Source organism: Geopseudomonas aromaticivorans, assembly GCF_019097855.1.
In the GTDB taxonomy this organism is placed as follows: Bacteria; Pseudomonadota; Gammaproteobacteria; order Pseudomonadales; family Pseudomonadaceae; genus Geopseudomonas; species Geopseudomonas aromaticivorans.
On sequence record NZ_JAHRGL010000040.1, the window covers coordinates 73,749 to 93,871 of the forward strand.

Genomic DNA, 20,123 nt, shown 5'->3' on the forward strand with positions numbered 1-20,123 from the left:
GACGGGGCGTTCGCTGACTTACGGCACTGAGTCGGCCGGCTGGTCGCTCTGGCGCTGCTGCAGCGCCTGCAGGCGCTGGATCACGTAGCGCAGGTGCAGGTGCAGCTGGTACAGCTCGCTGGAGTAGGACAGCGGCACCTCGATCTTGGCCAGGCGGTCCTCCAGTTGCTCCAGGTGGGCGATTTCCTCATCCAGCCGCGTTGGCAGGGTGCCGGCGTCGAGCTGGCGGTCGATCTCGCGCAGGTGCTTGTACCAGCGGTAGATGCGCGCGCGGATGCGCCAGCGGTACAGCGGGCCGACCGCCTTGAACAGCGGGATCAGCACCACCAGCAGCGGGATCACCAGGATGATGTAGCGGTCGGCCAGCGAGGCGATGCGAAACGGCAGGTGGCGTTGCAGCAGCGGCGGGCCGTTGGCGTGGAAATAGCGGGCCTCGTCCAGCAGCGGCAGGGTTTCGGGCTCGGCCCGCGGGTAGGCGCCCGGCGCATCCAGCAGACTGCCGTTCTTCATCACCGCGCGGGTCGCGGCGAGGAACAGCGGAGCCAGGGCCGGGTGGAAGCTGTCGTTGACCACCAGGGTGGTGGCTGGGGCGAGGGTGACGATGTCGCGCTGCGGGCTGTCGTTGGCCAGGTCGAGCAGCCCTTCGCCCACCACCAGGGGGCGGATGAACGGCAGGCGCGCCTGGTAGGCCGCGGCGCGGCGGAAGTTGACCAGGCCCAGCTCCGGCGCGGCGGCCAGGCGGCGGACCAGCGCACTTTCCGCGGTGCCGACGAAGAACGCGGCGTCCAGCTCGCCAGCGAGCAGGGCGCTGGCGGCCTTGCTGCCGCCGACGGCCTGCCAGCGCTCGGGGTACTGGCTGGCGTCGATGCCGTTGGCGTCGAGGATGGCGCGGCTGACCGCCGCGGTGCCGCTGCCCACGGCGCCCAGGCCCAGGCGCAGCGGCAGCAGGTCGCGCATGCTGCGCACCTTCAGCGGGCGCCGCTGGAACAGCCACAGGGGTTCCTGGTAGGCCGCGCCCAGGGCGCGCAGCTGGCTGCGCTCGGCCTCGCTCAGTTCCTGCTCCAGGCCGCTCTGCATCAGGCCGATCTGTACATCCTGGTTGGTGTCGAGGAGCAGGCGCAGGTTCTCCCGCGCGCCGCTGCTGGGCACCAGGGTCAGTTCGAAACCCTGCTTGGCCAGCTCGGCCTTGAGCTTCTCGGCGAAGCCGGCGTAGCCGCCGCCGGCCGCGCCACTGGCCATGCTGGCGTGCATCGGCGGCGGCGGGGCGACGAAGTAGAACAGCGCCGTTACCAGCGCGGCCAGCACCGGCACCAGCCACAGGTTGGCGCGCAGCATGATGGACAGGTCCTGAAGTATCCGGCGCATCGGGCGTCCCTTCGTGGCTCTGGCTGTAGCATAGCCAAGCGCGGCGGTTGCGGGCCGGCCCACGATCCGCTGCGCGTCGGGCAAACGGTTCCGGGGCGTGGCTGGCCACCGAGCGCCGGGCAGGGCAGCCCCGCAGCAGGGCGTCCTGCTCGGAGGCCACGCGCAAGCTTCGCCGCCTCGGCCGATTTCGCCTGGCCCGGCGCTAGCTGGCGCAGTTGTCAGCGGGGCTCAGTTCTACGGTGACGCGCGGCGGCGGCCATCGACCACGGCTAGCACGGCGAGCAGGCCGAGGGCGTACAGGGCGTCGCCGCCGAGCATGACCAGCACCCCGGCGCACAGCAGGCTGCTGAGGCCGGCGACCCAGCGCCAGACGCCGCGCAGCAGCACCACGCCGGCGGCCATGCTGAGCAGGTAGACCAGCACGAAGTTGCCGTTGGCGTAGCGGATCAGTGCGTCGGTGGACAGCTGCAGCACGGCGGCCAGCACCGCGCACAGCGCGCAGGCCAGTACCACCAGCAGCAGGGCGCGGCCGGGCACGCCCTGGCGATTGCGCCGGGCCAGCGCTGCCGGCAGCTTGCCCTCGTCGGCCAGGCTCCAGATCAGCCGGGCGAAGCCCTGCACGTAGACGTTCATCGAGGCGAAGCAGGCCAGGTAGCCGACCACCGCCACCAGCACCTTGGCCTGCGGGCCGAGCAGGCTCTCCAGCAGCCAGGGCAGCGAGGTGGCGTTGCGTTGCGCGTCGCCGTAGGCATGGAAGCTCAGCACCGCCACCGAGCAGGCCCAGTACACCAGCCCGGCGAGCAGTACGCCGAGCAGCAGGGCCAGCGGGAAGTCGCGCCGCGGCCGGCGGAATTCCTCGCCCAGGTGAGTGAAGGCCTCGATGCCGACGAAGCACCAGAACATCACCGCCAGCGCGGTGGGAATCTGCCGCCAGTGCTCGCCGAGCGGCGGCAGCAGCGGCTGGTGGGCCAGCGGCAGGTCGCCGGCCCACCAGATCAGCCCGACGGTGGCGAGGATGGCCAGGGCGATCAGTCCCTGCACCAGGCTCGAAGCGCGCGCCGGGCGCTGGCCGAGCGCCAGCATGGCGGCCAGGGTGGCCAGTTGGATGGCGAGGATCTCGCCGCGACCGAGCGCGAACAGCGCCTGCCAGAAGCCGCTGGCGATCTGCAGCGCCGCCGGCAGGCCGACCGGCAGCACGGCGAGGAACAGCCAGGCGCCGAGCCGCTCCAGGCGCGCGCCGAAGGCGCGGCCGATCAGGTGCGGCGCGCCGCCGGCATGCGGGAAGTTCCTGCCGAGCTGGGCGAAGGTGAAGGCCACCGGCAGCACCAGGACGATGAGGATCAGCCAGGCCCACAGCGAGGCGGGCCCGGCCGCGGTGGCGGCCAGCGCCGGCACGGCGAAGATGCCGGTGCCGAGCAGCGAGGTGCTGAGCAGAGCGACGCCCTGCAGCAGGCCCAGTTCCTTGTTCAGACGACCCATGAAGTTTCCCGTGGTGGCGTGGCGGAGGGGGTTAGTCGAGTGGCTGGAGCAGGATCTGCCCGCGGCCGAGGTCGGCCAACTGGCGCGCCACCGCGTCCAGGCGCTCGGCCGGCAGGCTGAGCAGCAGTGCGGCGCCGCCGGCGTCGAAGTCTTCCTGCTCGACGACGACCTGCCACTCGGCCAGGCGCGCCTTGACCCGCGCCAGATCGGCGAAGGGCACATGGCAGCGCGCCGGGATGCGGGCGACCAGCTCGACGCGTTCGCCGCCCTGCAGGCACTTGGCCGCGCTGCCGCCGTAGGCGCGCGCCAGGCCGCCGGTGCCGAGCTGGATGCCGCCGTACCAGCGGATCACCAGTACCGCCACCTGGTCGCAGTCCTGGCCCTCGATGGCGGCGAGGATCGGCCGTCCGGCGGTGCCGCCTGGCTCGCCGTCGTCGTTGAAGCGGTACTGCGCGCCGCACTTCCATGCCCAGCAGTTGTGCGAGGCGGCGCGGTCGCTGTGCGCCTCGATGAATGCCTGCGCCGCGGCGGGGCTGTCCACCGGCGCGGCGAGGGCGATGAAGCGGCTCTTGCGGATCTCCTCGCGGTACTCGCCGGGCGCTGCCAGGGTGAAGGCCATGGCCCTAGCCCTGCGTGCTGCCGCTACGCTGGTGCCAGGCGGCGCGCGCCGCGGCGTCATGGAAGCTCCAGGCGACGAAGCGGCTCTGCTTCTGGCCCTGGCTCATGCTCACCGTGCGTACCTCGGCGGCGCCGCTCTTGTGCAGCGCGCGCTCGATCTGCTCCAGATTGCCGCCCTTGGACACCAGGCTGGTGAACCACAGCACCTGCTGCGCCACCTCGCGACTCTCGCTGATCATCCGGCGGATGAAGGCGATCTCGCCGCCTTCGCACCACAGTTCGCTGGACTGGCCGCCGAAGTTGAGCAGCGGCAGCTTGCGCTTGGGATCGAGCTTGCCGAGGTTCTTCCACTTGCGCTGGCTGCCCTGGGTGGCTTCCTCCGCCGAGCTGTGGAACGGCGGGTTGCACAGGCTCAGGTCGAAGCGTTCGCCGGCCTGCAGCAGGCCGTGGAAGATGTGGTTTGCGTCCATCTGCTGGCGCAGCTCGATGGTACGCTCGAGGCCGTTGGCCCGGACGATGGTGTGCGCCGCAGCCAGCGCGGTGGCGTCGATCTCCGCGCCGAGGAAGCGCCAGCCGTACTCGCGCTGGCCGAGCAGCGGGTAGATGCAGTTGGCGCCGCTGCCGATGTCCAGCACGCGCACCTGCGCACCGCGCGGAATCTCGCCGCCGCCATCCGCGGCGAGCAGGTCGGCCAGGGCGTGGACGTAGTCGGCGCGGCCGGGAATCGGTGGGCACAGGTAGCCCGGCGGAATGTCCCAGTGCTCGATGCCGTAGAACTGCTTGAGCAGCGCGCGGTTGAACACCTTGACCGCCTCTGGATTGGCGAAGTCGATGCTTTCCTTGCCGTACGGATTGACGATCACGAAGCGCGCCAGCTCCGGACTGCCGGCGATCAGCGCGGGGAAGTCGTAGCGACCCTGGTGGCGGTTGCGCGGGTGCAGCTCGCCCTTGCTGGCCGCTGCGCGCGGCTTGGCGACGGGGGCTGCTTTGGGACGGGGACGGGCAGGGCGTTTCGGCGGCTGGGACATGGCGGGATGGGGGATCGGGCGGAAAGTCGGGCATTTTCCCACAGCGGTGCGGCGGGTGGGTGGCTTTGTGGTCTGGTAGGGCGGGTTAGCCGTGCAACGGCGTAACCCGCCAAGGATGCCGAAAGGCATCCCCTTGCCCTTGCCGGCCTTGCGGCCGGTCGGCGGGTTACGGCCTGCGGCCTAACCCGCCCTACGGGAACGGGATCAGCGCCCGCCCAGCTTGCCGAGCACGCCGCGCAGGGTTTCCTGCAGGTCGGCGGGCATCACCACCACCTTGGCGTTGTCGCTCGCCGCGAGCTTTTCCAGCGAGGCGATGTACTTCTCGCCGAGCAGGTACATCATCGGTCCGGGCTCGTTGCCGACCGCGCTGGTCACCCGGCGGATCGCTTCGGCCGAGGCTTCGGCCAGCATCACCTGGGCGTTGGCGTCGCGCTTGGCCGACTCCAGGCGCGCCTCGGCTTCGAGGATCGCCGCCTGCTTGGCGCCTTCGGCCTTGGTCACCGCTGCCTTGCGCTCGCGCTCGGCCGCGGCCTGCAGCTCCATGGCGCGCTGCATGGATTCCGACGGCTTGATGTCCTGGATCTCCACCGACTTCACCGTCAGGCCCCAGTCCACCGCCTCGTCGGCGATGCTTTCGCGCAGGCGCGCCTTGATGGTGTCGCGCGAGGACAGCGCCGCGTCCAGCTCCATCTCGCCGACGATCGAGCGCAGGGTGGTCATGATCAGGTTGCGGATCGCCTCGGAGAAATCGGTGACGCCGTACACCGCCTTGACCGGGTCGGTGACCTTCACGAAGGCGATGGCGTTGGCGAGGATCACCGCATTGTCGCGGGTGATCACTTCCTGCTCCTTGACGTCGAGGATGATGTCCTTGGTCACCAGCTTGTAGGCGACGTTGTCCAGGTAGGGAATCAGGATGTTCAGGCCCGGACGCAGGGTGCTGTGGTACTTGCCGAGCCGCTCGACGATCCACTCCTCGCCCTGGGAGACCAGGCGCACGCCCTTGGCGATGGTGATGACGACGAACACCAGCAGGGTGATGGTGATGGCTAGTCCTGCACTCATGTATTGCTCCTTGAAATCAGTCCTTGAAACCGGGTTGATCAGGCACGGGCTACCTTCAGGTAGCTGCCTTCGATGGATACCACGCGAACCCGCTCGCCGGCGGTGATGTTCGACTCGGCCATGCAGGCCCACTCCTCGGAGCCGAGGATCGGCCGCTGGAAGCGCACCTTGCCGCGCTGGTAGGGCGCGACGGCGCCGACCAGCAGGCCGACCTCGCCGATCACCTCGCCGTCGGCGGTGCCGACCAGGGTGCGGTGCCGACTCGGGCGGAACACGCGCAGCCACAGGCCGACCATCGCCAGCGAGGCGAGGATCCACAGCAGCAGTTGCGCGGTCAGCGACAGCTCGCCGGCCAGCAGCATGACGCCGGCCACCAGCAGGGCGCCGAGGCCGAACCAGATCACGAAGAACGCCGGGATCGCCAGCTCCAGCAGGATCAGCAGGATGCCGCCGATTGCCCAGTACCACCACTCGATAGTCATCGCGCCTCCTCCATTTGCAGCGAATATTCCCGCTCCGTTGCCGGAGCGGGCTGGGGCAAGGATATCGCCGAACCGCTGTGCGGGTCAGCGAGGTCTGCAGGCGCTCAGGGATAGCCGAGCACGGCCTTGATCTGCGCCAGATGCGCGCCGACCCAGTGCTTGTCGATGGCGCCCCAGTCGCGGATGACGTAGTGGCCGGCGTTGTGCCGCTCGCCGTCGTCCTGCTGGAACTGGCAGTCGATGTCCAGCTCGGCCAGCGCCGCCAGGGTGTCCTGGGCGGTGCGCCGCGGCATGCCGGTGGCGGCCATCAGCGCCGGCACGCTGGTGGCGCTGGCGCTGTCGATCAGCCAGGCCACGTACAGGCGGCGGTAGAAGCTGGTGCGGGTCTTGCTCACGTCCATGTACGGGGCTCCGTCAGGTCAGGGTGCGCAGGGCGATGTAGGTGGCGGCGCCGCCGAGGTAGCCGAGCAGGGCCAGGCCGCTGATGTACTTGAGGTACCAGAGGAAGTTGATCCGCTCCATGCCCATGGCGGCGACGCCGGCGGCCGAGCCGATGATCAGGCAGCTGCCGCCGGTGCCGGCGCAGTAGGCGAGCATTTCCCAGAAGGTGCCGTCGGTGACGAAATGCTGCAGCCAGCCGGCCTCGTTGCCGGTCACCGCCGCCGCGCTGGCCAGCGGGTACATCTTCATTGCGCCAGCCACCAGCGGCACGTTGTCGACCACGGCGGAGAGCAGGCCGATGGCGATGTTGATGGCGTAGACGTTGCCGAGGTTGTCCTTCAGCGCACCGGCAACCTGGGTCAGGTGGCCGGCGGTGGCCAGACTGGACACCGCCAGCAGGATGCCGAGGAAGAACAGGATGCTCGGGGTGTCGATCTTGCGCAGCACGCCGACCACCGATAGCGGGTGCTTGTCCTCGTCGTTCTTGCCGCGGTGGATCACCTCGGTGGCCACCCACAGCACGCCGAGGCCGAGCAGGATGCCCATGTACGGCGGCAGGTGGGTGACGGTCTTGAACACCGGCACGAACAGCAGCGAGCCGAGGCCCAGCGCCAGCACCAGTTGACGCTCGAAGGCGGTGGTGGGATCGCGGCGGCCTTCCTCGGGGGTGATGACCGCCTGCTGGCGCTCGGTTTCGCCGCGCAGGAAGAAGCTCAGCGTCAGCAGCGGTACCAGCAGGCACACCAGGCTGGGCAGGAACAGGCCGGCAACGATGCCGCCGGTGGTGATCTGGTTGCCGATCCACAGCATGGTGGTGGTCACGTCGCCGATCGGCGACCAGGCGCCGCCGGCGTTGGCGGCGATCACCACGATGCCGGCGTAGAACCAGCGCTCGCGGGCGTCGCCGACCAGCTTGCGCAGCAGCGAGATCATCACGATGGTGGTGGTCAGGTTGTCCAGCACCGCCGAGAGGAAGAAGGTGATGAAGCCGATGATCCACAGCAGCTGCACGCGTTTGCGGGTGCGGATGCGGTCGGTGATCACCCGAAAGCCCTCGTGGGCGTCGACCAGCTCGACGATGGTCATGGCGCCGAGCAGGAAGAACAGGATCTCGGAAATCTCGCCGAGGTGGTGCCGCAGTTCGCCGACCACGCCGTGGTCGCCGTCGGTGCTCGCGGCACTGTCCAGCGCCGGCAGGATGCTGTCGGCCCCCAGCACCAGCGCGGTCCAGCACAGCACGGCGGTGAGGATGGCCGAGGCGGCCTTGTCGATTTTCAGGGGATGTTCGAGGGCGATGCAGAGGTAGCCGACAACGAAGATCAGGGCCATCCAGGCGTACATGGGCGGGCTTCCGGTGGGTCAGTAGGCAGGGTGTCGTTTTGATCAGGCGCAGGAGCATGCCTGATGGTGTGCGCCGCTGAAAAGCGCCGGCCGGTTGACGGGGCAAAAAAAGGCCCGCGACCTTGCGGTAGCGGGCCTTTTGCCGGACAGCGGCGGTTTACAGCGCGGCGATCTTGGCGCGCTGCTCGGCCAGCTTGGCCAGCGCCTGCTCGGCCTCGGCCAGCTTGGCGCGTTCCTTCTCCAGCACCGCTTCCGGCGCCTTGGCGACGAAGCCTTCGTTGGCCAGCTTGCCGCCGACGCGCTGCACTTCGCCTTGCAGGCGCTGCAGTTCCTTGTCCAGGCGCGCCAGTTCGGCGTCCTTGTCGATCAGCCCGGCCATCGGCACCAGCACCTGCATGTCGCCGACCAGCGCGGTGGCGGCCAGTGGCGCTTCCTCGCCGGTGGCCAGCACGCGCACCGATTCGAACTTGGCCAGCTTGGCCAGCAGCGGCTCGAAGTCGGTCAGGCGGCGCTGGTCGTCGGCATTGGCGTTGGCCAGCACCACGTCGATGCGCTTGGCCATGGAGATCTTCATCTCGCCGCGGATCTGCCGCACGCCGAGCATCAACTGCTTGACCCACTCGATGTCGCCTTCGGCGCTCGCGTCGATCTTGGCGTCAACCGCCACCGGCCACGGCTGCAGCATCAGGGTGTCACCGGACTTGCCGGCCAGCGCCTTGATGCGCTGCCAGATTTCCTCGGTGATGAACGGCATGAACGGGTGGGCCAGGCGCAGGATGACCTCCAGCACGCGCACCAGGGTGCGGCGGGTGCCGCGCTGGCGCTCGACGGAAGCGGTTTCGTCCCACAGCACCGGCTTGACCAGCTCCAGGTACCAGGCGCAGTACTCGTCCCAGACGAACTCGTACAGCGACTGGGCGGCCAGGTCGAAGCGGAACTGGTCGAGGTGGCGGGTGACGTCCTGCTCGCAGCGCTGCAGGGCGGAGATGATCCAGCGGTCCACCGGCGACAGCTCGACGGGCTCGTCGCCCGCGCCGCAGTCCTTGCCGTCGGTGTTCTCCAGCACGAAGTTGGTGGCGTTCCACAGCTTGTTGCAGAAGTTGCGGTAGCCCTCGACGCGGCCCATGTCGAACTTGATGTCGCGGCCGGTGGAGGCCAGCGAGCAGAAGGTGAAGCGCAGGGCGTCGGTGCCGTAGCTGGCGATGCCCTCGGGGAACTCGGCACGGGTCTGCTTGGCGATCTTCTCGGCGAGCTTGGGCTGCATCATGCCGCTGGTGCGCTTGGCCACCAGGGTTTCCAGGTCGATGCCGTCGACGATGTCCAGCGGGTCGAGCACGTTGCCCTTGGACTTGGACATCTTCTGCCCCTGGCCGTCGCGCACCAGGCCATGCACGTAGACGGTCTTGAACGGGATCTGCCCGGTCAGGTGCAGGCTCATCATGATCATCCGGGCGACCCAGAAGAAGATGATGTCGAAGCCGGTGACCAGCACGTCGGTGGGGTGGAAGGTCTTCAGGAACTCGGTCTGCTGCGGCCAGCCGAGGGTCGAGAAGGTCCACAGGCCGGAGCTGAACCAGGTGTCCAGCACGTCGTCGTCCTGGCGCAGGACGGTGTCGCCGAGGTTGTGCTTGGCGCGCACTTCCGCCTCGTCGCGGCCGACATAGACGTTGCCGGCCTCGTCGTACCAGGCCGGGATGCGGTGGCCCCACCACAGCTGGCGGCTGATGCACCAGTCCTGGATGTCGCGCATCCAGCTGAAGTACATGTTCTCGTACTGCTTGGGCACGAACTGGATGGAGCCGTCTTCCACGGCGGCAATGGCCTTCTCGGCCAGCGGCTTGGTGGAGACGTACCACTGGTCGGTCAGCCACGGCTCGATGATGGTGCCGGAGCGGTCGCCCTTGGGCACCTTGAGGGCGTGGTCGTCGATCTTCTCCAGAAGGCCGGCAGCGTCGAAGGCGGCGACGATCTGCTTGCGCGCCTCGAAGCGGTCGAGGCCGGCGAACTGCGCCGGCAGACGGCCATCGAACGTGGCGTTGACGCTGCCGTCGAGGTTGAACACCTGGGCGCTGGCGAGGATCGCCGCGTCCTTGTCGAGGATGTTGATCAGCGGCAGGTTGTGGCGCTTGCCGACTTCGTAGTCGTTGAAGTCGTGGGCCGGGGTGATCTTCACGCAGCCGGTGCCGAACTCGGGATCGCAGTAGTCGTCGCCGATGATCGGGATGCGCCGGCCGACCAGCGGCAGCTCGACGAACTTGCCGATCAGCGCCTGGTAGCGCTCGTCGTTGGGGTTCACCGCCACGGCGCTGTCGCCGAGCATGGTTTCCGGACGGGTGGTGGCGACGATCAGGTAGTCGAGACCCTCGGCGGTCTTCTCGCCGTCGGCCAGCGGATAGCGCAGGTTCCACAGCGAGCCCTTCTCGTCGTGGTTCTCCACTTCGAGGTCGGAAATCGCCGTGTGCAGCTTGGTGTCCCAGTTGACCAGGCGCTTGCCGCGGTAGATCAGGCCGTCCTCGTGCAGGCGCACGAAGGCTTCCTTGACCGCCTCGGAGAGGCCCTCGTCCATGGTGAAGCGCTCGCGCGACCAGTCCACCGAGGAGCCGAGGCGACGGATCTGCCGGGTGATGGTGCCGCCGGACTCTTCCTTCCACTCCCAGACCTTCTCCAGGAACTTGTCGCGGCCGAGGTCGTGGCGCGACAGGTTCTGCGCCGCCAGCTGACGCTCCACCACCATCTGGGTGGCGATGCCGGCGTGGTCGGTGCCCGGCTGCCACAGGGTGTTGCGGCCCTGCATGCGACGGAAGCGGATCAGCGCGTCCATGATCGCGTTGTTGAAGCCGTGACCCATGTGCAGGCTGCCGGTGACGTTGGGCGGCGGCAGGGCGATGGTGTAGGACTCGCCGGAACCTTGCGGTGCGAAGTAGTTCTTCGCCTCCCACTCGGCGTACCAGCGGGATTCGATTTCGTGGGGTTGGTAGGTCTTGTCCATGCGCGGCGGGACCCTTGCGGCAGCTGATCGGAAAACCGCGAAGTATAACGGGGATCGGGCGCAGGGCGTAGGGTGGGTGACGGCGGGCGCGTAGGGTGAATGGCCGCTCCGTGGAAAACTCGCGCAGCGATTTTCCACAACCCTCCGAGCCGCGATGGTGGAAAAGACCTGCGGTCGTTTGCTCCCCTACAGGATGCCGTCGTCAGCGCCGGCCGGCGCGGAGTACCTTGGCCAGGTGTTCTTCGAGACGGCGGTGCAGCTCGGCTTCGATCTGCAGCATGTAGTCGTCGATCACTTCCTGCATGATCAGCTGGGCGGCGGCGTGCAGTTCGCGCTCGATCTGCGCCAGAGGCTCGGCGGCGGGAGGGGACGCCAGGCTGGCTGCTGGCGGCGTAGCCATGGCCTGCGCTGGCGGACTGGCCGGTGCGCTAGGGCGCGGCGTCGTCGGCACGACCTCGGACAACAGCGGAATGCCCGGCTCGCCGACCGTCTCGGTCAGCAGCGGCAGTTCGTCATTGGCCCAGTCGGGCAGGTGGGCGGGGTGCGGTGGAAGCGGGGGAGTGTCCATCGGCGGCTCGCGCGTTACAGATGCAGGTGTTGGGGAGCATAGCCGCGTTCGCGGTAGAAGCGGTAACTGGTGCGCAGGGCGTCGCGGGTCTGCGGGTCCTGGTTGACCACTTCGGCGATGCGCGCGAAGCGCTCGAAGAACGCCGGCACGCTGCTGGCCAGGTTGATCAGCAGGCTCTGCTCGCCGCCGGCGTCCGGCCCCCAGGCCAGCAGCAGCGGGGCGTCGTTGCCGGCATCGGCCAGCTGGTGCGGCACGAAGCTGGCGGCGCTGAAGCTCCACAGTCGGGCATCGAGCGCCTCGGCCTGCGCCTGGTCCTGGCAGTGCAGGTAGATGCGGTGCCCCTCGCGCCAGGCCTTGGCGGCCAGGCGGCAGGCGTAGGTCAGCCGCGTGGCTGCGTCGCTATCGGGGAGGATGTAGAAGTCGATGCGCTTCATCGCTGGGCTCCGGCCGGCGCGAGCGCCGGCCGGAAGCGGCTCACTTGCAGCGGTCGAGCAGGTACTGGGTCAGCAGCGGCACCGGGCGACCGGTGGCGCCCTTGTCCTTGCCGCCGCTGATCCAGGCGGTGCCGGCAATGTCCAGGTGCGCCCAGTGCAGCTTCTTGGCGAAGCGCGACAGGAAACAGGCGGCGGTGATGGTGCCGGCCTTCGGCCCGCCGATGTTGGCGATGTCGGCGAACGGGCTGTCCAGCTGCTCCTGGTACTCGTCGAACAGCGGCAGCTGCCAGGCGCGGTCGGAGGCCGCCTCGCCAGCCTTGAGGATCTGCTTGATCAGCGCGTCGTGGTTGCCGAGCAGGCCGGAAGTGTGGCTGCCGAGGGCGACGATGCAGGCGCCGGTGAGGGTGGCGATGTCGATCACCGCCTGCGGCTTGAAGCGTTCGGCGTAGGTCAGGGTGTCGCACAGCACCAGACGGCCTTCGGCGTCGGTGTTGAGGATCTCCACGGTCTGCCCGCTCATGGTGGTGACGATGTCGCCCGGACGGGTGGCGCCGCCGCTGGGCATGTTCTCGGCGCAGGCCAGCAGGCCCACCACGTTGATCGGCAACTGCAACTCGACCAGGGCGCGGAAGGTGCCGAGCACGCTGGCGGCGCCGCACATGTCGTACTTCATCTCGTCCATGCCGGCACCCGGCTTGAGGCTGATGCCGCCGGTGTCGAAGGTGATGCCCTTGCCGACCAGGGCAAAGGGTTGCTCGTCCTTCTTGCCGCCCTGGTAGTTGAGCACGATCAGCCGCGGCGGCTGGTCGCTGCCCTGGGCCACGGCCAGGAAGGCGCCCATGCCCAGTTCCTTGAGCTTCTTCTCGTCGAGCACCTCGACCTTGAGGTTCTTCGACTGCTTGGCCAGCGCCTTGGCCTCCTCGGCGAGGAAGCTCGGGTGGCACAGGTTCGGCGGCAGGTTGCCGAGGTTGCGGGTCAGCGCCATGCCGTTGGCGATGGCCTGGCCGTGGGCGGCGCCGCGCTCGGTTTCGGCGACCTCGGTCTCCTCGACCAGCAGGGTGATCTTCTTCAGCGCCGGCGCCTCGGCCTTCTCGCTCTTGAAGCGGTCGAACAGGTAGCGGCCGTCGGCCAGCACTTCCACCAGCAGGCGGGTGCGTGCATACAGGTCGCGGCCCTGCACCATCAGCTCGCCCAGGGTGAGCGCGGCGTCGCTGCCGCCCAGATTCTTGAGTACGGCGAGGACGGCGGAAACTACCTTGCGGTAGTTGCGGTCGGAGAGTTCGCGCTCCTTGCCGCAACCGACCAGCAGCACGCGTTCGGCCTTGACCCCCGGCAGGTTGTGCAGCAGCAGGGTCTGGCCCGGCTTGCCGGCCAGGTCGCCGCGCTTGAGCAGCGCGCTCAGGGCGCCCTCGCTGGCCGTATCGACGGCGCGAGCGGCGGCGCCGAGCTTGCGGCCCTCGCCTACGGCGAGCACCAGGGTGGCGGTTTTCAGGGCATCCGGACGGGCGCTCTTGACGAGAAATTGCATGGACGGGGGTCCCCAAGACAAACGGTCGGCTTTGCAGGATAATGCCGGCCTATTTTCATTCTGCGGGCAGCGATGCTGCGCCAGCCGGCGTGGTCAACGGCTAGTGTGAGCGTTGCGGCCCGAGCCTGACAACCCTGGAGTAGTCCTGGTTTGATCATCTTTCGTTATCTGGCTCGCGAAGTGCTGGTCACCTTCAGTGCGGTGAGCGCCGTGCTGCTGGTGATCATCATGAGCGGGCGTTTCATCAAGTATCTGGCGCAGGCGGCCCAAGGACTGCTCGATCCGGGCGTGCTGTTCATGATCATGGGCTTTCGCCTGCCCGGCTTCCTCCAGCTGATCCTGCCGCTGGGCCTGTTCCTCGGCATCCTGCTGGCCTACGGGCGCCTCTATCTCGAGTCGGAAATGACCGTGCTGGCCGCCGCCGGCATGAGCCGCCAGCGCCTGCTGGCCTACACCCTGGCGCCGGCGGTGCTGGTGGCGCTGCTGGTGGCCTGGCTGAGCCTGTCGCTGGCGCCGCAGGGGGTGACCCAGGTCGAGCGCATTCTCTACAGCCAGGATGCCCTGACCGAGTTCGACACCTTGGTACCGGGGCGTTTCCAGGAGCTGAAGACCGGCTCGCGGGTGACCTATACCGAGAGCCTGTCCGAGGACGGCCGCGAACTGGGCGGGGTGTTCATCTCCGAGCTGCGCCTGTCGCGCAGCGGCAACAAGGAGCGCGGCATCAGCGTGTTGGTGGCGGAAAAGGGTCGCCAGGAGATCCGTCCCGACGGCAGCCGCTACCTGATCCTGGAGAACGGCTATCGCTACGACGGCAAGCCCGGTCAGGCCGACTACCGGGCGATCCAGTACGACCGCTACGGGGTGCTGCTGCCCAAGCCGGAAGTGGCCGGCGAGTTGAACGAGCGCGAAGGGGTGCCGACCGCCCAGCTGCTCGGCAGCCAGAACCTGCGTCATCAGGCCGAGTTGCAGTGGCGCCTGTCGCTGCCGCTGCTGGTGTTCGTGGTCACCGTGCTGGCCGTGGCGCTGGCCCGCGCCAACCCGCGCCAGGGGCGCTTCCTCAAGCTGCTGCCGGCGATCCTGTTGTACATGATCTACCTGGCGCTGCTGATCGCCATGCGTGGCCAGTTGGACGAGGGCAAGCTGTCGGCGGCGCTCGGCCTGTGGTGGGTGCACGCGCTGTTCCTCGGCATCGGCCTGTTGCTGATGTACCGCGAGTCGCTGTGGCTGAAGTGGATGGCGCGCCGCGTCGCGAAGGAGGCCGCTCGTGGTCAGGCTTGATCGTTATATAGGCACCAGCGTGTTCTTCAGCATCCTCGGGGTGCTGGGGATCATCGTCGGTCTGGCGCTGCTGTTTGCCTTCATCGATGAGCTGGGGGATCTCGACGCCGGTTACGGCGTGGCCGAAGCTGCACGCTACATCGCCTTCACCATCCCGGCGCGGATCTACGAGCTGCTGCCGATGGCGGCGCTGATCGGCTGCCTGGTCGGCCTCGGCTCGCTGGCCAGCAGCAGCGAGCTGACGGTCATGCGGGCTGCCGGGGTGTCGCTGGGGCGCATCGTCGGCGCGGTGATGAAGCCGCTGCTGGTGCTGCTGCTGGTCGGCCTGCTGATCGGCGAGTACCTGGTGCCCTGGACGCAAAGCGAGGCGCAGAGCGGGCGTTCGCTGGCCCAGGGCGGCGGTGAGGCGCAGACCACCAAGCGCGGCCTGTGGCATCGCCAGGGCGAGGAGTTCATCCATATCAACTCGGTGCAGCCCAACGGCGTGCTGCTCGGGGTGACCCGCTATCGCTTCGACGACGAACGGCGCCTGCTCAGCGCCAGCTTTGCCCGCCGCGCGCAGTATCAGGGCGAGTACTGGCAGCTGGAGAACGTCGCCACCACGCTGCTGCATGCCGAACACAGTGAAGTGGTGACGGCGCCCAGCGAGCGCTGGGATGTCGAGCTCACGCCGCAACTGCTCGGCACCGTGGTGGTCGAGCCGGAGGCGCTGTCGATGACCGGGCTGTGGCGCTACATCCATTATCTGGGCGAGCAGGGCCTGAACAACAGCCGCTACTGGCTGGCGTTCTGGACCAAGGCCCTGCAGCCGCTGGTGACTGCGACCCTGGTGCTGCTGGCGATTTCCTTCATCTTCGGCCCGTTGCGCTCGGTGACCCTCGGTCAGCGGTTGTTCACCGGGGTGCTGGTGGGCTTCGTCTTCCGCATTGCCCAGGACATGCTCGGCCCTTCCAGCCAGGTGTTCGGCTTCCCGCCGCTGCTGGCGGTGCTGGTGCCGGCGGGCATCTGCGGCCTGGTCGGCGTCTGGCTGCTACGCCGGGCCGGCTGACGACGGCAAGACCAGGATCAAGGCCGGCCATGCGCCGGCCTTGTTCATTCCGGCACCGGCGGCCGGGAGAAATAGCGCCCCAGCAGGTCCGGGTCGTCGAAATGCGCCTGGCCGACGAAGGCGCTGGCGTGCCGCCCCCACTGGCGCATGGCGCCGGGCGAGATCACCCCCGAGGGCCACAGCAGCCAGCGCTCCAGGCGCTGGGTGCCCGGCACCAGTCCGCGGCGATCGTACAGGCTGTGCCGGCCCTGGGGGTGGGGCAGCTGGCGCAGCTCGTCCAGCGCGGCCATGCGGTAGCCGCCGGCCGGGCTGGACGGGCGGCGCGCGTCCACCCACAGCAGGGCGTGGTCGCCGCCGCGCAGCCACAGGGTCGCCGCCTGGTCGCCGCGCAGGGCCAGACGGCGGGCCAGGCGCTGTTCCTCGCCGTCCGGCTGGCGGAAGCGCAGGGGCGAGTCGGCGGGCAGGAAGAAGGCGTGCCAGCAACCGCACGGATGGATGGCATCGAACAGCAGGGCGTTGCCGCCATCGTCGAGGGTCACCCGCCAGAGCAGGCCGTCCAGGTCGCCACTGTAGAGATCCAGGGCATGGCTGCTGGGGCGCTCGCGAAACCAGAACTGATAGATCAGCTGCAGGTACCAGCGCTGTCCCAGTCGGCTCCAGCCGTGCTGGCGATAGAGCGTGGCGTTCCGGTCGTCGAAGCGGCGCTGGCCGGCGGGGTCGAAGAACGGCGTGCCGAGGCGGTCGGCCGCACTGTCCGGGGCAATCTGTAGCCAGGGGGCGTGGTGCTCGAACAGCGCGACCAGCTGCGCCGGTCCGGGCTGCGGCAGGCCGAGCGGGTCATGCGGCAGCGGCGCGATGGGCGCGTGGTGGCTGACGGGAGGGCGGTAGCTCAGCCAGCGGGCGCTGTCCGCGGGGGCCTGCTGCGCGGCGGCTTCGCGTTGCCAGGCGGCGATGGCCCGCCGGTAGGCGGGCCTGGCCAGCGGATACAGCCCGAACAGGCGCGCCCAGCGGCGGTAGTCCGAGGGCACCCGGGCGGCGGCAATGGCCTGGCGCCGGGCCTGCGGATCCCGCGCCAGGCGTTCGACCTGTTGCTGCCGGCAGCTTTCCAGCTGCTCGGCGCTGGGCAGCCCGCGGCGCCGCGCCGCGGGCAGGTTGCCGCGCTCGATGGCGCTGGCTTCGCGGTCGCGTGCCGCCAGCTCCTGCAACCACAGCCGGCGCGCGGTGGCCGAGGTGGCCTGCGGGCCGAGTGCCGCCAGCAGGCGATCGCTGCGCAGGCCGGGAAAGGCGTCGAGGCGGTGGTATTGGGCGTCGCGGGTGGTGGCCGTGGCGGCGTGGAAGGCGGCAAACGACGTCGTGCAATCGAAGGCCGGCGGCGGTGCACGCAGGGCGCAGGCGGTCAGCGCGCCGAGCCCCAGCATGGCCAGCAGCGGGCGGACCTTCCCTCGACGGCGAGCGCGCATGCGGGCGCCTCTCGACTGACTGGCAGCCTGCCTTCGGCTGCATGAGCGGGTGTTGTCATGTCAGGCGCTTTGGCGCCTGTGCTTGCAGTCTAGCCGCGCGGTTCAGCCCTTGCTCTTCTTGGGCAGCTGCACCACCACGCTGTCCGAGTAGCGGTCGTGCCAGGTGCGCTGGTCCTTGTCCCACAGCATCCACAGGAAGCCGAGGCCGAGGCACAGCCAGGAGCCAATGGCGATGAAGAAGCGCAGCAGGGCCTGCCACAGGTCGATGGCGCTGCCATCCCGGTTCTGGATGCGCACCCCCCACACCTGCATGCCCAGCGTCTGGCCGCTGTGGGTCCAGAACTTGGCGAAGAAGGCGAACACGCCGATCAGCAGCAGGCTGGCGAGGACCGGGTCGTGGTCCAGGGCGCCGGCGTCGGCCAGCGCCTTGAGCTGCTCGGCACCATGGATCAGGCGCAGCAGGACCTGCTGGTAGAGCAGGGCGATTACCATCATCAGCGCCATGCACAGCAGGAAGTCGTAGAACATCGCCGCCAGGCGGCGAACCAGCCCGGCGGGGGGGAAGTCGCCCTGCGGGCGCAGCTGGTGTTGGGACATGGCGGGCTCGCTCGTGCGGATGCAAAAGTGACAGGCATGAAAAAACCCGCCTGAGCGGGTTTGTTCACTTGCTTGGTGCCTCGAAAGAGACTCGAACTCTTACGCTGTTACCAGCGGCGGATTTTGAATCCGCTGCGTCTACCGATTCCGCCATCGAGGCAATGGTCGCGGAGTATAGGGATGGCGCCGGGTGCGGTCAATCGGCCGTTGCGCCATCTTTCGGCCGCCGTCACTTTGTGCCGACGGCGGCCGAATGGGGATCAGGCCTCGATCAGCAGGCCCTGCTCCTTCTTCTTCTGCTCGGCCATGCTGGCGGCCTGCAGCGCGGTGAGGGCGATGGTGAAAACGATGTCGTCCACCAGGGCGCCGCGCGACAGGTCGTTCACCGGCTTGGCCAGGCCCTGCAGCATCGGGCCGACGCTGATCACCGAGGCGCTGCGCTGCACCGCCTTGTAGGTGGTGTTGCCGGTGTTGAGGTCGGGGAACACGAACACGGTGGCCTGGCCGGCGACGAGGCTGTTCGGGGCCTTCTGCTTGCCGACGCTGAGCACGGACGCCGCGTCGTACTGCAGCGGGCCGTCGATCGGCAGGCCCGGGCTGCGCTCGCGGGCGATGCGGGTGGCCTCGCGCACCTTGTCCACTTCCGCGCCACTGCCGGAGTCGCCGGTGGAGTAGCTGATCATCGCCACGCGCGGGTGCACGCCGAGGGCCACGGCGGACTCGGCGCTCTGCAGGGCGATCTCGGCCAGTTCGGTGGCGTTCGGGTTGGGGTTCACCGCGCAGTCGCCGTAGACCAGCACCTGGTCCGGCAGCAGCATGAAGAACACCGAGGACACCAGGTTGTAGCCCGGTGCGGTCTTGATCAGCTGCAGGGCCGGGCGGATGGTGTTGGCGGTGGTGTGCACGGCGCCGGAAACCAGGCCGTCGACCTCGTCGAGCGCCAGCATCATGGTGCCGAGCACCACGGTGTCCTTGAGCTGCTCGTCGGCCATCTCGGGGGTGAGACCCTTGCTCTTGCGCATCTCGACCATCGGGCCGACGTACTGCGCGCGGATGCTGTCCGGATCGAGGATCTCCAGGCCGGCCGGCAGCGTGATGCCCTGCTCGCTGGCGATGGCGGCCACTTCGTCAGGTCGCGCCAGCAGCACGCAGCGGGCAATGCCGCGCTCCTGGCAGATGGCGGCGGCGCGGATGGTGCGCGGTTCGTTGCCTTCCGGCAGGACGATGCGCTTGTTGGCTTCCTGGGCGCGCTTGACCAGCTGGTAGCGGAAGGCCGGCGGCGACAGGCGCAGCTCGCGCGGTACGCTGCAGCGGGTGTGCAGGTATTCCGGGTGCAGGTGCTGGGCGATGAAGTCGGTGACGCGGCTGGCACGCTCGATGTCGTCCGCCGGGGTTTCCCGGTTCAGGCCGAACAGGCTGGTGGCGGTGTCGTAGGAGCCGGTGGTCACGCTCATCACCGGCAGGCCGCCATCGAGGGCTGCCTTGCACAGTTCCATGATGCGCGGGTCCGGACCGAATTCGCCGGTCAGCAGCACGCCGGCCAGCTTGATGCCGTTGAGCGAAGCCAGGCAGGCGGCGAGGATGACGTCGTCGCGATCGCCCGGGGTCACCACCAGCACGCCTGGCTGCAGCAGTTGCACGGTGTTGGGCACGGTGCGGGCGCAGAGGACGATCTTGTTCACCCGGCGCTGATCGGCTTCGCCGGCGTTGATCACCTGAGCGCCGAGCAGCTCGGTGATGTCGCGGGTGCGCAGGGCGTTGAGTTCGGCGGCGAAGGGAATCGCGCCGAGCAGCTGGAAGTCGCTGCTGCCCAGCACCGGCAGCTGCGCCTTGAGGCGCTCGATGAAGGCCGGCGCGCCGTCCTCGCTGTTGATCTTGTTGATGACCGCGCCGAGTACTTTGGGGTCCTTGGCGCCGCCGAACAGCTGGGCCTGGATCTCGATGCGCTCGGCCATCTGCTTGAGGCTGTCGCTGCCCTGGGCGGCGATCAGGATGATCTCGGCGTCCAGGCTCTTGCACAGCAGGGGGTTGATGCGCGCGGCATAATCCGACTCGCGGGTCGGCACCATGCCCTCGACGATCACCACGTCCTTGCCGGCGGCGGCCTGCTGGTAGCGGCTGACCACGTCTTCCAGCATCAGGTCGACTTCGCCGTCGGCCAGCTGGCGTTCCACCTGCTGCAGCGACAGCGGCTCGGGCGTGTGCTGGCCCAGGGCGCGTTCGGCGAGCAGGCAGGAGCGCTCGCGGCCCTGATCGACCGGGAAGGGTTGGGCGATCGGCTTGAAGAAGCCGACCTTCAGGCCAGCCTGCTCGAGGGCGCGAATCAGGCCGAGGCTGACGGAGTTGAGGCCGACGCCGAAACCGGTGGGGGCGAGGAACAGAGTATGCATGAGGTCTCCTTC

Annotated in this window: 17 protein-coding genes and 1 tRNA gene; 2 read left to right on the plus strand and 16 right to left on the minus strand. The window is 68.9% G+C overall.

The window, feature by feature from the left end:
* Positions 1 to 18: 18 nt before the first annotated feature.
* The 12 genes from KRX52_RS13620 to KRX52_RS13675 all read right to left on the minus strand — a co-directional run bounded on the left by KRX52_RS13620 (position 19) and on the right by KRX52_RS13675 (position 13,338).
* On the minus strand, positions 19 to 1,365 hold the full coding sequence (locus tag KRX52_RS13620; protein ID WP_217682261.1) for a TAXI family TRAP transporter solute-binding subunit: 1,347 nt from the start codon (positions 1,363 to 1,365) through the stop codon (positions 19 to 21).
* Positions 1,366 to 1,599: 234 nt separating this feature from the next.
* The gene (gene yjeH / locus KRX52_RS13625; RefSeq protein WP_217682262.1) at positions 1,600 to 2,844 is read right to left on the minus strand and encodes an L-methionine/branched-chain amino acid transporter; all 1,245 of its coding nucleotides are present in this window, start codon (positions 2,842 to 2,844) and stop codon (positions 1,600 to 1,602) included.
* A gap of 31 nt (positions 2,845 to 2,875) precedes the next feature.
* Complete coding sequence (locus KRX52_RS13630) at positions 2,876 to 3,463, minus strand: IMPACT family protein (RefSeq protein ID WP_217682263.1); 588 nt, start codon at positions 3,461 to 3,463, stop codon at positions 2,876 to 2,878.
* Positions 3,464 to 3,467: 4 nt separating this feature from the next.
* Positions 3,468 to 4,490: a 23S rRNA (adenine(1618)-N(6))-methyltransferase RlmF gene (gene rlmF / locus KRX52_RS13635; protein ID WP_217682264.1), complete on the minus strand. Its 1,023-nt coding sequence runs from the start codon at positions 4,488 to 4,490 to the stop codon at positions 3,468 to 3,470.
* A 204-nt stretch (positions 4,491 to 4,694) separates the two neighbouring features.
* Complete coding sequence (locus tag KRX52_RS13640) at positions 4,695 to 5,555, minus strand: SPFH domain-containing protein (protein ID WP_217682265.1); 861 nt, start codon at positions 5,553 to 5,555, stop codon at positions 4,695 to 4,697.
* A 38-nt stretch (positions 5,556 to 5,593) separates the two neighbouring features.
* Positions 5,594 to 6,037, minus strand: a complete 444-nt coding sequence (locus KRX52_RS13645) for an NfeD family protein (protein WP_217682266.1) — start codon at positions 6,035 to 6,037, stop codon at positions 5,594 to 5,596.
* A 104-nt stretch (positions 6,038 to 6,141) separates the two neighbouring features.
* On the minus strand, positions 6,142 to 6,438 hold the full coding sequence (locus KRX52_RS13650) for a winged helix-turn-helix domain-containing protein (RefSeq protein ID WP_217682267.1): 297 nt from the start codon (positions 6,436 to 6,438) through the stop codon (positions 6,142 to 6,144).
* Between the two features lie 13 nt (positions 6,439 to 6,451).
* The gene (nhaD, locus tag KRX52_RS13655) at positions 6,452 to 7,819 is read right to left on the minus strand and encodes a sodium:proton antiporter NhaD (RefSeq protein ID WP_217682268.1); all 1,368 of its coding nucleotides are present in this window, start codon (positions 7,817 to 7,819) and stop codon (positions 6,452 to 6,454) included.
* Between the two features lie 157 nt (positions 7,820 to 7,976).
* On the minus strand, positions 7,977 to 10,808 hold the full coding sequence (locus tag KRX52_RS13660; RefSeq protein ID WP_217682269.1) for a valine--tRNA ligase: 2,832 nt from the start codon (positions 10,806 to 10,808) through the stop codon (positions 7,977 to 7,979).
* Between the two features lie 202 nt (positions 10,809 to 11,010).
* On the minus strand, positions 11,011 to 11,376 hold the full coding sequence (locus KRX52_RS13665) for a DNA polymerase III subunit chi (protein WP_217682270.1): 366 nt from the start codon (positions 11,374 to 11,376) through the stop codon (positions 11,011 to 11,013).
* A gap of 14 nt (positions 11,377 to 11,390) precedes the next feature.
* The gene (locus KRX52_RS13670; protein WP_217682271.1) at positions 11,391 to 11,810 is read right to left on the minus strand and encodes a DNA polymerase III subunit chi; all 420 of its coding nucleotides are present in this window, start codon (positions 11,808 to 11,810) and stop codon (positions 11,391 to 11,393) included.
* Positions 11,811 to 11,850: 40 nt separating this feature from the next.
* Positions 11,851 to 13,338: a leucyl aminopeptidase gene (locus KRX52_RS13675; protein ID WP_217682272.1), complete on the minus strand. Its 1,488-nt coding sequence runs from the start codon at positions 13,336 to 13,338 to the stop codon at positions 11,851 to 11,853.
* Positions 13,339 to 13,488: 150 nt separating this feature from the next.
* On the opposite strand from KRX52_RS13675, the gene lptF reads away from it, so the two are divergent.
* Together lptF and lptG are read left to right on the plus strand one after the other, a co-directional pair.
* Positions 13,489 to 14,616, plus strand: a complete 1,128-nt coding sequence (lptF, locus tag KRX52_RS13680) for an LPS export ABC transporter permease LptF (protein WP_217682273.1) — start codon at positions 13,489 to 13,491, stop codon at positions 14,614 to 14,616.
* Positions 14,603 to 15,664, plus strand: a complete 1,062-nt coding sequence (gene lptG, locus KRX52_RS13685; protein ID WP_217682274.1) for an LPS export ABC transporter permease LptG — start codon at positions 14,603 to 14,605, stop codon at positions 15,662 to 15,664. Before lptF ends, lptG begins: the two co-directional genes overlap by 14 nt.
* A 44-nt stretch (positions 15,665 to 15,708) precedes the next feature.
* On the opposite strand, the gene KRX52_RS13690 is transcribed toward lptG, so the two are convergent.
* From KRX52_RS13690 to pta, 4 genes are all read right to left on the minus strand, one after another.
* Complete coding sequence (locus tag KRX52_RS13690) at positions 15,709 to 17,124, minus strand: hypothetical protein (RefSeq protein WP_217682275.1); 1,416 nt, start codon at positions 17,122 to 17,124, stop codon at positions 15,709 to 15,711.
* A gap of 102 nt (positions 17,125 to 17,226) precedes the next feature.
* On the minus strand, positions 17,227 to 17,721 hold the full coding sequence (locus KRX52_RS13695; protein ID WP_217682276.1) for an RDD family protein: 495 nt from the start codon (positions 17,719 to 17,721) through the stop codon (positions 17,227 to 17,229).
* A gap of 73 nt (positions 17,722 to 17,794) precedes the next feature.
* Positions 17,795 to 17,881 (minus strand) — tRNA-Leu (locus KRX52_RS13700).
* 100 nt (positions 17,882 to 17,981) lie between these two features.
* Positions 17,982 to 20,111: a phosphate acetyltransferase gene (pta, locus tag KRX52_RS13705; protein ID WP_217682277.1), complete on the minus strand. Its 2,130-nt coding sequence runs from the start codon at positions 20,109 to 20,111 to the stop codon at positions 17,982 to 17,984.
* Positions 20,112 to 20,123 lie beyond the last annotated feature (12 nt).